The sequence below is a fragment of the Haloarcula amylolytica genome (assembly GCF_049705545.1).
Lineage (GTDB): Archaea > Halobacteriota > Halobacteria > Halobacteriales > Haloarculaceae > Haloarcula > Haloarcula amylolytica_B.
Genome location: NZ_JBNAMU010000001.1, coordinates 426,105 through 439,322, shown reverse-complemented (window position 1 = coordinate 439,322; position 13,218 = coordinate 426,105). Strand labels below are relative to the sequence as shown.

Below are 13,218 nucleotides of genomic sequence, written 5' to 3'. Positions count from 1 at the left end.
CCGGGCAGTTGTCCGCCTTAGCGTAGCAGCGACCGTAGCGACCGCGTTTGCACCCCGCAATCGTCACTGAACTCACAGGGCTTGCATTTGGCGTCGTTTCGGACCCGGCCCGGCGGCCCGTCGATACTGTCGGCGGTTCTGACCGCGCGACGGTAGACGCCGGCCCGCCGTGCGTTCACGTCGATACGTCGGATTACGCCGTACGCCGGATACTCCGCGTAGACGATGTCGATATCACGCTCGCGCTCCCAGGAGAGCGCCTTCGCGGCGGCGACCAACCGCACGGTCTGGGGTTCCCAGACACCGTCCTCGGGCGGCCGACCGGCGAAGACGAGCGACGGGACCGGACCGTCCCGCCCGGCGACGACCTTGTGTGCGATACCGCGGGCGTCCTTCCCTTCGAGATACGCATCGGTCGCCGCCGGGGCGACCAGCGCGTCCCAGTCAGCCAGGCGCTCTCGAAGCCCTCTGAGGCGGTCGCGATACTCGTCCGGACCCACTTCGATGGGGGCTGCCAGCAGGGCGGCGTCGTCGGTCAGCAGCCGCTCGTAATCACGGGCGAGCCGGCGAACCGACTCAATCTCGTCGGGGATCTCGCTCGCCCCGTCGCGGCGACGGTAGTAGAGCTTCCGGGGGCAGTAGGCGGCCGTTTCCAGTTCTCTGAACGTGTGGGTCGGCATGGCCCTGCGTGGTCGTGTTCTCCTACAAGAAGGTTCGGCGGGTAGAACGGTAGTGTTTAGTTTCGCAATCAGGACCGGAGAGAGCCAGAAAGCCCCGGCTGGCTGTTCGTGACTTCTATTCACTAACTAAACGCTACCCGTAGAACTGACAGCCAATATAAAAAACACCCAGAGTCACATCGACACGTCAGCGCCGGAATCAAGCGAGTCTATGTCCTCGGTGGCCTCGTCGAGGCCGTCTTCGCGGAGGGCGGCGGCGTGCTGTGTCGACAGCCCGGCGTCGGTGAGCACGTCCTCGAACTCGCTCTGGAATCGGTGGGAGACCCGGCGCGCGGCGTCCTGTGCGGCGACGACGCGACGGTAGTGGGCGGCCCAGAACTCGTCGATGTCGAACTCGTCGGCGAGGTCGGCGACGGACGGGTCGTCGTCGGCGACGCGACGGCGGAACTCGGCCAGGTCGAACGGTGCCTCTGTGTCCTCGTCGCGGAGGAGATGCAGGTCCAGTCGCGCCTCGACCACATCGGACTCGTCCGCGCCGGTCTCGGCTGCGATGGTCGCGTCGTCGCTCCCCTCGTAGAACAGTCGGACCACTGTCACCAGGGCCTCGTCGGCGAGTTCGGTTCGGAACTCGTACCGCTCGCGCATCCGCGCGATGACATCACCGAGTCGGTCCGCGACACCGGTCTCGTCAGTATCGGCCAGGGACCCTCTCGACGCTTCCTGAGACTCCGTCACAGCCCCCTCGTCGGAGACGTCCATGAAGATGTCACGGAGTTCTTCGGTCTTCTCGTCCATCGAACATCAAACTACGTCTCGAGGGTCATATATCTGTCGGATGGACAACGTAACGAGAAGAAACTTTCAACAGTTATCTAATTCTCGCAGGACGGCGGAGGGGCGTGGCAAGATTTAAGCGGACACGAAACACGTGTTACCGTATGTCATCTATACTCCAGACGACTACGCGCCCGACGTTCTGGCGCATCGGCGACGTGGGGAAAGCGCTGTTCTACTATCTCGCAGCGCTCGCCGTCATCGTCTTTCTGTACGGCGTGTACGACCGCGTCACCCGCTACGCCCGGGGCAGCGAGGACCCCTTCGAGCGGCTGGACGACCTGCCACAGCGGACGGTCGCGGCGGCGCAGTTGGCCCTGTCGAACCGGAAGCAGTTGGACCGCGACACCGTCGCTGGCGTGATGCACGCGTTCATCGTCTGGGGCTTTCTGACGCTGCTCATCGGGACGACGATTCTGGGTATCGACATGGACCTCTATCGGCCGCTGACCGGTGAATCCTTCTTTGTCGGCCGGTTCTACCTCTCCTATTCGTTCGTGATGGACGCGATGGGGCTGCTGTTCGTCGTCGGCGTCGGTGTCGCGCTGTGGCGGCGCTACGGCCGCAAGCTTGACCGCCTCCACGACCGCCACACCTCCCGCGAGGACGACCTGTTTCTGGGCGCGCTGTTCGTGCTGGGCGTCGGCGGCTACATCACCGAAGGCATCCGGATTCTCGGCACCTCGACGGTTCGGGACGTCTCCTTCGAGACGGTGAGCTTCGTCGGCTGGTCGGTCAAAGAAGTGCTCGTCATGGCTGGGATGACGCCAGAGATGGCAGCGGGCGCGTACCCGTTCGTCTGGTGGAGCCACTCGCTGGTCGCGCTGTGGTTCGTCGCCTGGATTCCGTACGCGAAGCCGTTCCACATGCTCTCGTCGTTTGCCAACCTCGTCGCTCGCGACGAGAAAGCCGGCGTGCGACTTCCGGGCGTGCCGAGCGACGCCAGCCCCGAGGACATCGGCCCCAGCGACATCGACGACTTCTCCTGGAAGCAGTTGCTCGACCACGACGCCTGCACCAAGTGCGGCCGCTGTTCCTCGGTCTGTCCGGCGAAGGCGTCCGGGCGGCCGCTTGATCCGCGGAACGTCATCCTCGACCTGAAACGCTACCGCGAGGAGCGCGACGCCGGCGGCGAGGACGTGCCGATCATCGCCGACGGCGGGACTTCAGTCATCGATGCTCACACGATGGAGTCCTGCATGTCCTGTATGGCCTGCATGGACGCCTGCCCGGTCGACATCGAACACGTCACGCAGTTCACCGAGATGAACCGCCGGCTCACCGAGGCCGGTGAGATGGACGAACACGTCCAGGACGCGATGATGAACGTGTTCCAGCACGGCAACACCTTCGGCGACCCCGAACGCGCCCGTCCGGACTGGACCGACGACCTCGACTTCGAGGTCCCGGACGCCCGCGACGAACCGGTCGAATACCTCTGGTACGTCGGTGACTACCCCAGCTACGACGAGCGCAATCAGAAGATAGCACGCGCGCTGGCTCACGTCTTCGAGGCCGCCGACGTGGACTACGGCATCCTCTACGAGGCCGAGCAGACCGATGGCAACGACGTGCGCCGCGTCGGCGAGGAGGGACTCTACGAGATGCTCGTCGAGGACAACGCCGCGGCGATGCTGGACTGTGAGTTCGATTCGATCGTCACGACGGACCCCCACGCCTACAACACGTTCATGAACGAGTACCCCGCGTTCGAGGCCTGTGAGTGGGACGATGACGACGTGTTCCACTACACGCAGGTCGTCGCCGACCTCGCCAGCTCGGATTCGCTGGGCCTCTCCGGGTCGGAGCTTGACTACACTGTGACCTACCACGACCCCTGTCACCTCGGGCGGTACAACGGCGAGTTCGAAGCCCCGCGGGGCCTCATCCGGGCCACCGGCGCAGACCTCCACGAGATGCCACGGAACCGCGACGACTCCTTCTGCTGTGGCGGTGGCGGCGGCGGCCTCTGGATGGACCTCGAAGAGGAGACGAAACCCAGCGAGGAACGCCTGCGCGAGGCCCTCGAAGACACCGAGGCGGGCGCGGCCGTCGAGAAGTTCGTCGTCGCCTGCCCGATGTGCATGACGATGTACGAGGACGGGCGCAAAACCGGCGGCTACGAGGACGATCTGGAAATCGTCGGGGTCACCGAGTTGCTGGCCGAGGCGGTCGGGGCGAGACCCTGACCGACAGGCACAGGGGTCCGGCTTACAGACGCTCACAGACCTGCTTCCCGCTGACGACTTCGGGGATTATCACTTCGTCCGCGCCCACGCGGCGGGCCACTGTCTCGTCCTGCTGGTCGCCGGCCCGAACGATGAGCCGGACGGTAGGTGCAAGCTGGCTGGCCAGTACCGCAATCTGGATGTTCGCGTTCGTATCGTCAATCGCGCCGATGACTGTGTCGGCGCGTTTGATACCCGCGTCCGTCAGCGCATCCTCGCGGCTCGCATCGGCCTCCAGCGCGAGATGGCCGTCGTCAAGCGCCCGTTCGTACTGTTCTGTCTGCTGTTCGATGACCACTACCTGGGTGTCCGTGTCGCCGATCTGCTCCGCGACGGTCTGTCCGAACGTCCCGTAGCCACAGACGACGACGTGGTCGTCCAGTTCTTCGAGTCGTTGGGCGATTTGCATGCGTGTGAGTTCCGCCTGAATCTGGCCGCCGAAGGCGGCCGATAGCACTGTTTCACCGGTCCACAGTCCGGCGACGACGAGGCCGGTCAACACCACGATAGCGTAGCCCTTGACCAGCGTCGCGGGGCCGTCGTGGGTCTGAAAATGGAGTTCGATGCTGGTGGGGTCGAGCAGCCAGAACAGGGCGTTGATGACACCGACGCCGCCCAGCGCGACGAATCCGATCACACCGGCGGCGACGAGTCCAACGAACGCGAGAACCGGTCTGGAAAGCCGACGGAGCAGCGACCGGTCCCTGCCTGTGCTGCGAACGCTGCGTTCCATTGCTGTAGCTGTCTACTGATATCTGCCGTTACGACGCGACACCGCGGTTGGCTCTGGTTTCGACGTCAGGCCGACGCAGTTTACCGCCGCTGGCGTCAGTCTGTCAGTGTCCCAGCGGGTGTCGTGGTTGTTTCGTCGGCCGGTGCGGTGCTGTCACGGTCTGTGTTCGGTGTCCGGCTCCGCTCAGGGTAGACGCGTTTGACGCAGTCGACACAATTGCTGACAAGTACCATACGTCTGCTTTACCGAACCCAGTATATGTATGTTACCGGAATATGGCTAGACTAGATTTAATGTCATTATACACCATTGGCATATTCGGGTCATCGAGAGGAGGTAGCGTCGGAGCGTGTCTCCACGGCCGCGCCAGCCAAACCCTTAACGCTGGCAGACTCTCACAGCGGAATGATGGAGGTCGCACTGCTCACCGTCGGTGACGAACTGCTCGCTGGCGACACGGAGAACACGAACGCGTCGTGGCTGGGCCGCCAACTCACGGCGGCCGGCGCGAGCGTTACTCGCGTCCTGACCGTGCCCGACGACGAGGCGGTCATCGCCGACGCTGTGGCGCGATATCACGATGCCTTCGACGCGGTTATCGTCACCGGCGGCATCGGCGGGACGCCAGACGACATAACAAAGGCCGCCGTGGCACGGGCGTTCGGCCGAGAACTCGTCGTTCCCGACGACGTTCGGGCACATCTCGAAGCGAAGGCCGAGCAGTTCGCCGACGACAACCCCGAACTGGTGGACCGCTACGACATGGATCTGGACCTCGACGCGTGGGCGTCCATCCCCGAGGGCGGGCAGGCGCTGCTGACCGACGAGAGCTTCGCCGCCGGCTGTGTCATCGACCGCGTGTACGTCCTGCCGGGTATCCCCGAGGAACTGAAGGCGATGTACGAAACCATCGCCGACGAGTTCGACGGCGACCGGACGACGAAAACGATTCACACGCCCGCGCCAGAGGGCGCGCTCGTCACCCACATCACGGCGGCCCGCGAACAGTTCGAGGTAGCCGTCGGGAGCTATCCGCGCAAGGATGACACGCCGGGGCGGGTGAAGATCACCGGCGACGACCCGGCAACCGTTGCCGACGCGGCTGCCTGGCTCCGCGAGCGAATCGAGACGGAGTAAGTAAGCGGTGGGTTGATGCCGGCCACGGACTGAAAAGGCAGTATGAACCTGACACAGCGCCCGCGCCGCCTGCGAACCGACGGCGTGCGACCGCTGGTACGCGAGACAGACCTCTCCGCCTCGGACCTCATCGCGCCGGTGTTCGTGGACGCGACGACCGAGGAGCGCGTCCCCATCGAGACGATGCCGGGCCACGAACGGGTCCCCGTCGACGAAGCGGTCGACCGCGTCGAGGAGATTCTCGAAACCGGTGTCGAAGCGGTGATGCTGTTCGGCGTCCCCGAATCGAAAGACGAGCGCGGGAGCCGCGCCTGGGCCGAGGACGGCGTCGTCCAAGAGGCGACGCGACGGATTACCAGCGCGACAGACGCCTACGTCATCACGGACGTCTGTCTCTGTGAGTACACCGACCACGGCCACTGCGGCGTCCTCGAAGACGACGCCGCCGCGGACCCGCGGCTGACGGTTCGCAACGACGAGACGCTTGACCTGCTTGGGAAAACCGCTACGAGCCACGCCGCGGCCGGGGCCGACATGGTCGCGCCGTCGGGTATGATCGACGGCATGGTGGGCGCGATTCGGGAGGCGCTGGACGCCCAGGGGAATACCGACGTGCCCATCATGAGCTACGCCGCGAAGTACGAGTCGGCCTTCTACGGCCCGTTCCGTGACGCCGCGGACGGCGCGCCGGCCTTCGGCGACCGGCGACACTACCAGATGGACCCCGCGAACGCACGCGAGGCCCGCCGCGAGGTCGACCTCGACGTCGAGGAGGGCGCGGACGTGCTGATGGTCAAGCCTGCATTGCCGTATCTGGACATCGTCAAGGAAATCCGGGAGTCTTACGACCATCCCGTCGCCGCCTACAACGTCTCCGGCGAGTACGCGATGTTGCACGCCGCCGCCGAGAAGGGCTGGCTCGACCTCGAAGCGGTCGCCTACGAGTCGTTGCTGTCCATCAAACGCGCCGGCGCGGACCTCATTCTGACCTACTTCGCCGAAGACCTCGCAGACGAACTCTAATTCGGATATTTTCGAATTAGTACGCCGAACAGCCAGCAATCCCCTTTCAGTCCCGCCCGAAGCCGACTGACCACGGGACTGAAAGGGGCCGAGCGCTGCGGGGGTTCACTGTGTTCGCCCTCGCATCGCGTGAGCGGGCACCGAAGTGATCCGCGAGGGGCTTTCTGGCTGTTCGAATCGCCCCAGCAGGGACTCACGGTAAGCGACAGGTCCCTAACCTATTCATGTGCCAGGAGCGGAATGGCTGTATGCAGCGACAGTCCCTCCTCGTGGCGGTTGTCGCCGCGATTGCGCTGCTGTCGTTCAGCGTCGGAGCCGCGAGTCTCGACGCTGCCACCGGGTCCGACCGGGCGGAGATGAGCCGGGACGACAGCGAGATCGACAACCCCGACGGACAGGGTCTCAGCGACCCGCCAGGTAGCATCGACCCGCCCGAAAGCGAGAACGGTGCCCGCGCGCTGCTGCCGAGCGTCCCCGCCCCGGCAGTCGGTGCGCTCGCTGTCGGCCTCGCGGTCGGGCTTGTCGTCCTCTGGCGGCTGGCCGGCCAGAGCCGGACAATCGACGAGGCGGGTGGCGAGACGCCGGCCGTCGCAACGACGGATTCCGTAAGAAACCCCTCGCACAGCGCGGCTGAAATCGACGTTCCGCTCACCAACGACGTGTACCGCGCGTGGGCCGCCCTCGAAGACGCGGTGACGGCAGGCGACGACGCGTCGACGCCGGGTGAGGTCGAAGCGGACGCAGCGGCGGCCGGTGCCGACCCCGACGCCGTCGCCTCGCTCAGGTCGGTGTTCGAGCGGGTTCGCTACGGCCGGGAGCGGCCGGACGCCGTCCTGGAGTCCCAGGCCCGCGAGGCGCTGGAACGGGCCGCCGACAACGCAGACGATATCGCGGCGAGTCCCGACGACGTGGCTTCTGAGGACAAAGACGCCGACGAGTCCGCGGGGGAGGCCGACGCGTGACGCTCCGTCGGGTCCCGCTGGCGCTCGGCCTCGTCGCGACAGCAATCGGCGTCGGACTCGCCGCCCTCGGCGCGCCGCTGTTGCCCTCGGGCGCTGTCTCGGACCTCCCAGTCCTCGCCGTGGCCGTCTTCGCTGGCGGCGTCGCGCTCCTCGCACTCCTCGTTCGTTCCCTCGACAGCGAACGCGGCGTGGCGCTGCCCGACACTGACAGCCAGTACGTCACGGTCCCCGGCGACGATATCGACGAGGCGCTGCAGTCCGGGGCCGGACAGGAAGCCATCCGGCGGCGCGTCGAGGGGATCGCTGTCACCGTCCTCCGGCGTGACGGGCTCTCTCCCGACGAAGCAACGGACGCGCTCCGGTCCGGCGCGTGGACGGACAGGGAGCCGGCTCGGAAACTGTTCGACGGGACGCCGATATCGCTCCGGGCGCGGCTGTCCGGGTGGCTCTCGGGCGTTCACCCGTTCCAGCGGCGTGTCGCCCACGCGACGGCTGAACTCCGGCGGCGCGACGAGGAGCGATGAGCGAGACCCACCGCACTGGGCGCTGGTTCGGGCTGGCCGGGGCCGCGCTGATCGCCGTCGGCGTCGGGCTGGTGGGCCAGGTCCCATCGCTCGTGTTGCTCGGCGGGCTCGGGGTCACGCTGAGCGCGTACGACCGCGTCGCTGTCCCGCCGGCGGCGAACGTGTCGATACAGCGGTCAATCACGCCGACTGATCCGGCACTCGGCGAGCGGGTGACCGTCGCGCTGACCGTCCGCAACGACGGATCACGGACGATTCCGGACCTCCGGCTCGCCGACGGCGTGCCCGACTCCGTTCGGGTGGTCGAGGGGTCGGCGTCGCTGGGGACGGCGCTGCGACCCGGCGCGTCGACGACGATTACCTACGAGATCACCGGCGGGACCGACCGTTGCGTGTTCGACCCGGCGACAGTCGTCGTCAGGGACGTGGTCGGCGTCGTCGCCCGACGGACTCGCGTCACGGCCGAACCCGACACCGTCACCTGGGAGCAGCCGGCCAGTTCGGCGCTGTTGCCACTGGTCCCGGCAGTGGCCCGCCGGCCCGGGACGGTCCCCGTCGACGAGGGCGGCGAGGGGGTCTCCTTCTACGCGGTCAGAGAGCACCGCTCGAACGACCCCCTTTCGCGCGTCGACTGGAACCAGTACGCCCGGACCGGCGACCTGCGGACCGTCGAGTTCCGCCGCGAGCAGTCCGCGACGGTCGTGGTGGTCGTCGACGCCAGGTCGGCCGCCGCCCTCGCGCCGCGACCGGACGCCGAGACGGCGATCGAGCGGTCGACGATGGCCGCCGTCGCCCTCGTCGAGGGGCTCCCGGAGGACGGCCACGAGGTCGGCGTCGCGGCGTACTCGCCACACGGAGCGTGGCTCGCACCAGGTACGAGCACCGCCCACCAGCAACGGGCCCGGGACCTGCTCAGGACCGACCGCGCCTTCGCCGCGACATCGGTCACCCGAACGCCGGACACGACCAGGCTCATCGCACAACTGCCGACGGCGGCGAACGTCGTCTTCCTCGGCCCGCTGTGTGACGACGACAGCGAGGCGCTGGTCCGTCGACTCGCCGCCAGCGGTCACCCGGTGACGGTCCTGAGCCCCGACCCGACCGCGACGGACACGGCGGGCCACCGGCTGGCGCGGCTCGAACGCCGCGAACGGCTCCGACGGTTGCGAGCCGCCGGCATCGCCGTCCACGACTGGCCCGCAACTGAGCCGCTGGAACAGGTCACTGAACGGGCCTGGCGAGGTGGCCAATGATACCGCGAACCGGAGCCGTCTGTGGCGGTGCGGCGCTGACGGCGGGCGTCGTGACGCTGTTCGTCGCCGGCATCAGCGCAGTCTCGACCGCCGCCGCCCTCGTCGGCGTGGTCCTGCTTGCCGGTGGGCAACTGATCCAGTCCGGACGGCTGGTCGACGGTGCCAGCGCATCGCTGTTCCTGGCGCTGCTGGTGGCCGCTCTCCAGGGGGCAACGACGACGACGGTGCTGGTCGCCGGCGGCGCGACGGTGCTGGCCTGGACGTTCGCACACGCGGCTATCGACCTCTATGCGGACCTCGGAACGGCTCCCGGGACGCCCGTCGAACTCACGCACGTCGCGGGGACGACAGGGCTGGTCGGGGGAGCCGTCGTGGTGACGACCCTGCTCTTTCAGCTCGACGTGCCGCCGCTGTCGCCGCTGGCGCTGGCAAGCGTCGTGCTGGGCGCAATCGCGCTGACCGCGGCGCTCAGGCGATAGCGTCCCTGAGGTTCCCCACTCGCTCACGGCTGGCTATCGCTACTGGAACAACAGCACAGCCAATGTGAGCGTCACAGGGGGCGGGACAGTACGGATATCACTTCGGCGTCGGTCCAGTCTCGGATTCTGGGGTATCAGCCAGCATAAGTACGTCGTCAGCATCGGAGAGCGGAAGCCTGAGTGAGACGGTCGTCCATCCGTCGGCCCGTTCGTACTCGATGCCGCCGCCGGCCGCTTCGGCGACCCACCGAGCGAGCCAGATACCCAGGCCGCTCCCGTGCTGGAGATTAGTGATGTCCTCGTCCTCGAACACGACGGCCCGTTCGACCGCAGGGATACCGGGGCCGTCGTCGAGAACGCGGACGAACGCGTCTCCACCGGCCCGCTCGGCTGTGATTCGGACGGCTGTGCCCTCGGGTGTGTGTCTGACCGCGTTCTCGACGAGGTTGTCGAGCGCGTCGTAGACAGCCGCCCCACCGGTGACGGGGAGTGTTCTTGGAAGCGCCGTTTCGACGGGTACGTCGGGGCGGTAACTGTCGGCGACGGACCGAGCCAGCGCCGCCGCGTCGACCGACTGGTCGGATTCCCCGTCGAGCGCGGTTTCGACGCTACGGGCCTTTTCGCTGACGGCGGCGAGACGGTCAGCCGCGTCGAGGGCGCGAGACGCGGCCAGCGAGACGGACGAGTCGGCTGCGTGGGCACGGACGTATTCGGACATCCCGAACACGACAGAGAGTTCGTTACGGAGATTGTGCCGCAGGACGCGGTGAAGCACGCGGAGTCGCCGCTTTTGCCGCCTGCTGTCTGTCACATCCGTGTACATCGCGAACCCGCAGCGACGGCCGTCGGCCGTGTCGTACGGGACTCCGCGGTATATGAACTCGCGGCAGCCATCGGCCGTCTTCCGCGAGACGACGGCGTAGTTGATTTCGCCGGCGGCCGTCCGCTGGTCGTAGTTGACTGCCTCCTCGACGCGGTCGCCGGGGACGATGTAGTCGTTGAGCGGTTCGCCGACGATCTCGTCCCGGTCGTACCCGAAGGTTTCGACGAACGCGGGGTTGACCGTTCGCACAATCGGGACGAAATTGACGATTTCGAACCCGACGACCGCGTCCTGGATGAGGTCGAACAAGTACTGAAAGGGGTCGGCCGTCTCGGCCGTTCGACAGAGCGAGCCGACGACGGACCCGTCGGCCGCCGTCGTGAGCTCAACCGGAACTGGACCAGGAAGATCGCTTTGCGGGAGCGTAACCTGGCAGGTTCTGGTCAGCCGGCCCGGCGCGCTGCTGACGGCCTGTCTCGCTGTGGCCAGTGTCTCGCGGTCCTCGGCTGCGACGACCGCTTCAACAGGTGTCCCGACAAGTTCGTCAGGCGTCCGGCCGAGCAGTGCGGCGAACTCGTCCGTCGCGAACGTGAACCGACCAGTGTCGTCGATGCCGAACATCAGTCGTCTCGGACTCGGAGGAAGGGTGGGCTCGACAGCTGTGATACCGGCTGTTTCTCACCCACAGTGCCACGCGGCGAGGCCGTGAGCGTCAGGTACTCGCGGCCGTCAGTCCGTGCCAGCGTGAGTTCCTGGTCGGCAGCGCCCGAGTAGAACGCCCCGAGCGTGGCCGGGACCGCGTCGTCGTTGATGACGTTGACTACTGTGTCGTGAGGGTCGAAGACGCCGTCGTCGTTCTCGTACCGGGCTTCTCTGGCCGCCTGTTCGCCCATCATCCGTATCTCGCCCTGAATGTTTCCGACAATGACCAGCGGGGCGTCCCGTCTGGTGGCCGTCGTCTCGTTGGCGGCAGCCAGCGAGGTCCGTTCGAGGTCGAACACGTTGTACCGGGCGTCCCAGTTCCCGAAGGTATCGAGGATGAACAGGGCGTCGTCGTCGAGGGCATCCTCGAGCGAACGGTCGGTCGCCGCGAACGCGGCGGCCAGCGTCGACCGGTCCAGGGACGGTGGCGGCGTCAGCGAGACCGCCCGGCCGGCGGCGACGGCCGTCGCGCACAACTGAGCGATGGCACCGGCGACCTGCGTCCCGTCGGCGTACCGAAGGACGGCCTGGCCGCCCATGACGAGCCCGCCGCCACAGAGGTCGTCGAGGCCGTCGATACCGGTCGGGACTGTCGGTGCGTCCGCCAGACGGTCCTGCCGGTCAGCCTCTGCAGCGGCGAGTACGTCGTCAATCTCGTCCAGCATCGCGGTCTGCTCGGAGCGGGCGGCGCGTATCTCCGAGAGGTCGTCTTCGATGGCGGCGGCGCGGTCCGAGACCGTCTCACACCGCTGGGCGACGGCTTCGCTCGTCGTCGCCTGCTCGTCGGTCGCCGCCGAGACGGACGCGATACCGTCGGCCGTCTCAGCGACGGTGTCGGCCACGTCGTCGAGCCGCGCCATCGCCGTGGTGACCTGCTCGGCCCCGGCATCGATTCCGTCGATGGCTTCGTCGAGTTGGTCAACGGTGTCGTCTGTGGCGTCCCGAACCGCAGCCAGCGTCGTTTCGATTTCCTCGGCCTGCTGCTGGGACTCCTCGGCAAGCCCCTTGATTTCGTCTGCAACGATGGCGAACCCGTCTGTATCGGTGGTGTCCCCCGCCCGCGCCGCCTCGATAGAGGCGTTCAGGGCGAGCATGTTGGTCTGGTCGGCGATACGGTCGATGCCGGCCAGTGCATCGGCGATACGGTCGACCCGGTCCTGCAGGGCGGCCACCTCCGTGGCGACTGCCTGGCCCAGTTCGCGGACCTCGTCCATCGACTCGATGGCGTCGGATGCGGCCTCCCGCCCGTCGTTTGCCGCGTCCGTTGCCCGCTGGCTCTGCTCGCTGACCTCGGTCGCGGTCGCAGCGATCTCTTCGATTGTGGCCGAAAGCGACGAGACTTCGTCAGCGATCCACTGTGCGTCGGTCGCCTGTGCCGTTGCGCGGTCGTCAATCGCCGCGAGCTGCTCGCCGACGGTCGCCGACGCCGCCTGGACGACGTCCAGTGCGCCCTGTGCGTTCGCGACTGCCCGTTCCTCTGTCACGGCCGTCGACTGGTCCGGAACGGAGGGGTAGTGGTCCGAAGCCATAATCAGATAGATCCACTCCGACATATAATCAATTTGTACAGTTTGTCGGTACTTTGTACCACGTCTCTCCACTGTTTTCCGGACATTTATACTATATCCGGATCTGTGGTCGCGAGATATAACCCTGTTGTCGCTGGCAACACCCGCCAGACGACAGCGCGCGCAAGCAAAAACGGCCTATTTGGTCCCCTCCGGCCGGAACTGGGGTCAACAAACGTCCAAAATTCCAGTGTGCATATACGGACTTTCTTGACGGAGAACAACCTTATATCCATAATATCATACCATAATCTGGACGGTCGTCTACCACA

12 protein-coding genes are annotated in these 13,218 nt (G+C 66.6%); 7 read left to right on the top strand and 5 right to left on the bottom strand.

Features of this window, described 5'->3' with window-relative positions; translation table 11 throughout:
• Positions 1-17 precede the first annotated feature (17 nt).
• Entirely contained in the window at positions 18-680 is a 663-nt protein-coding gene (locus ACOZ4H_RS02290) for a CRISPR-associated protein Cas4 (protein WP_424327789.1), read from the bottom strand.
• A gap of 174 nt (positions 681-854) precedes the next feature.
• On the bottom strand, positions 855-1,475 hold the full coding sequence (locus tag ACOZ4H_RS02285) for a conditioned medium-induced protein 4 (RefSeq protein ID WP_424327788.1): 621 nt from the start codon (positions 1,473-1,475) through the stop codon (positions 855-857).
• A 143-nt stretch (positions 1,476-1,618) separates the two neighbouring features.
• On the opposite strand from ACOZ4H_RS02285, the gene ACOZ4H_RS02280 reads away from it, so the two are divergent.
• Positions 1,619-3,703 carry a (Fe-S)-binding protein gene (locus ACOZ4H_RS02280; RefSeq protein WP_424327787.1) on the top strand — a complete coding sequence of 695 codons (2,085 nt, stop codon included), beginning with the start codon at positions 1,619-1,621 and terminating at the stop codon, positions 3,701-3,703.
• Between the two features lie 22 nt (positions 3,704-3,725).
• Here ACOZ4H_RS02280 and ACOZ4H_RS02275 read toward each other — a convergent pair whose 3' ends face one another.
• The gene (locus tag ACOZ4H_RS02275; RefSeq protein WP_424327786.1) at positions 3,726-4,475 is read right to left on the bottom strand and encodes a potassium channel family protein; all 750 of its coding nucleotides are present in this window, start codon (positions 4,473-4,475) and stop codon (positions 3,726-3,728) included.
• A 408-nt stretch (positions 4,476-4,883) separates the two neighbouring features.
• Here ACOZ4H_RS02275 and ACOZ4H_RS02270 point away from each other — a divergent pair, with 408 nt between their 5' ends.
• From ACOZ4H_RS02270 to ACOZ4H_RS02245, 6 genes are all read left to right on the top strand, one after another.
• The gene (locus ACOZ4H_RS02270) at positions 4,884-5,612 is read left to right on the top strand and encodes a competence/damage-inducible protein A (RefSeq protein ID WP_424327785.1); all 729 of its coding nucleotides are present in this window, start codon (positions 4,884-4,886) and stop codon (positions 5,610-5,612) included.
• Positions 5,613-5,654: 42 nt separating this feature from the next.
• Entirely contained in the window at positions 5,655-6,635 is a 981-nt protein-coding gene (gene hemB, locus ACOZ4H_RS02265; protein ID WP_424327784.1) for a porphobilinogen synthase, read from the top strand.
• A gap of 248 nt (positions 6,636-6,883) precedes the next feature.
• Positions 6,884-7,597, top strand: a complete 714-nt coding sequence (locus ACOZ4H_RS02260) for a DUF4129 domain-containing protein (protein WP_424327783.1) — start codon at positions 6,884-6,886, stop codon at positions 7,595-7,597.
• A complete protein-coding gene (locus ACOZ4H_RS02255; protein ID WP_424327782.1) occupies positions 7,594-8,121 on the top strand; it encodes a DUF7269 family protein in 528 nt (175 codons plus the stop codon). The genes ACOZ4H_RS02260 and ACOZ4H_RS02255 overlap by 4 nt, the downstream gene beginning before the upstream one ends.
• Positions 8,118-9,374, top strand: a complete 1,257-nt coding sequence (locus tag ACOZ4H_RS02250) for a DUF58 domain-containing protein (RefSeq protein ID WP_424327781.1) — start codon at positions 8,118-8,120, stop codon at positions 9,372-9,374. The genes ACOZ4H_RS02255 and ACOZ4H_RS02250 overlap by 4 nt, the downstream gene beginning before the upstream one ends.
• Positions 9,371-9,853, top strand: coding sequence for a DUF7519 family protein (locus ACOZ4H_RS02245; protein WP_424327780.1), 483 nt, complete (start codon positions 9,371-9,373; stop codon positions 9,851-9,853). The genes ACOZ4H_RS02250 and ACOZ4H_RS02245 overlap by 4 nt, the downstream gene beginning before the upstream one ends.
• Positions 9,854-9,950: 97 nt before the next feature.
• Here ACOZ4H_RS02245 and ACOZ4H_RS02240 read toward each other — a convergent pair whose 3' ends face one another.
• Together ACOZ4H_RS02240 and ACOZ4H_RS02235 are read right to left on the bottom strand one after the other, a co-directional pair.
• Complete coding sequence (locus tag ACOZ4H_RS02240; protein WP_424327779.1) at positions 9,951-11,297, bottom strand: ATP-binding protein; 1,347 nt, start codon at positions 11,295-11,297, stop codon at positions 9,951-9,953.
• A complete protein-coding gene (locus ACOZ4H_RS02235) occupies positions 11,297-12,907 on the bottom strand; it encodes a methyl-accepting chemotaxis protein (protein WP_424327778.1) in 1,611 nt (536 codons plus the stop codon). The genes ACOZ4H_RS02240 and ACOZ4H_RS02235 overlap by 1 nt, the downstream gene beginning before the upstream one ends.
• Between the last annotated feature and the right edge of the window lie 311 nt (positions 12,908-13,218).

Coding starts and splice junctions, on each gene's coding strand:
- ACOZ4H_RS02285 (WP_424327788.1), bottom strand. CDS start 1,475: ATGGACGAGAAGACCGAAGAACTCCGTGACATCTTCATGGACGTCTCC.
- ACOZ4H_RS02290 (WP_424327789.1), bottom strand. CDS start 680: ATGCCGACCCACACGTTCAGAGAACTGGAAACGGCCGCCTACTGCCCC.
- ACOZ4H_RS02280 (WP_424327787.1), top strand. CDS start 1,619: ATGTCATCTATACTCCAGACGACTACGCGCCCGACGTTCTGGCGCATC.
- ACOZ4H_RS02275 (WP_424327786.1), bottom strand. CDS start 4,475: ATGGAACGCAGCGTTCGCAGCACAGGCAGGGACCGGTCGCTGCTCCGT.
- ACOZ4H_RS02235 (WP_424327778.1), bottom strand. CDS start 12,907: ATGGCTTCGGACCACTACCCCTCCGTTCCGGACCAGTCGACGGCCGTG.
- ACOZ4H_RS02245 (WP_424327780.1), top strand. CDS start 9,371: ATGATACCGCGAACCGGAGCCGTCTGTGGCGGTGCGGCGCTGACGGCG.
- ACOZ4H_RS02250 (WP_424327781.1), top strand. CDS start 8,118: ATGAGCGAGACCCACCGCACTGGGCGCTGGTTCGGGCTGGCCGGGGCC.
- hemB (WP_424327784.1), top strand. CDS start 5,655: ATGAACCTGACACAGCGCCCGCGCCGCCTGCGAACCGACGGCGTGCGA.
- ACOZ4H_RS02240 (WP_424327779.1), bottom strand. CDS start 11,297: ATGTTCGGCATCGACGACACTGGTCGGTTCACGTTCGCGACGGACGAG.
- ACOZ4H_RS02260 (WP_424327783.1), top strand. CDS start 6,884: ATGCAGCGACAGTCCCTCCTCGTGGCGGTTGTCGCCGCGATTGCGCTG.
- ACOZ4H_RS02270 (WP_424327785.1), top strand. CDS start 4,884: ATGGAGGTCGCACTGCTCACCGTCGGTGACGAACTGCTCGCTGGCGAC.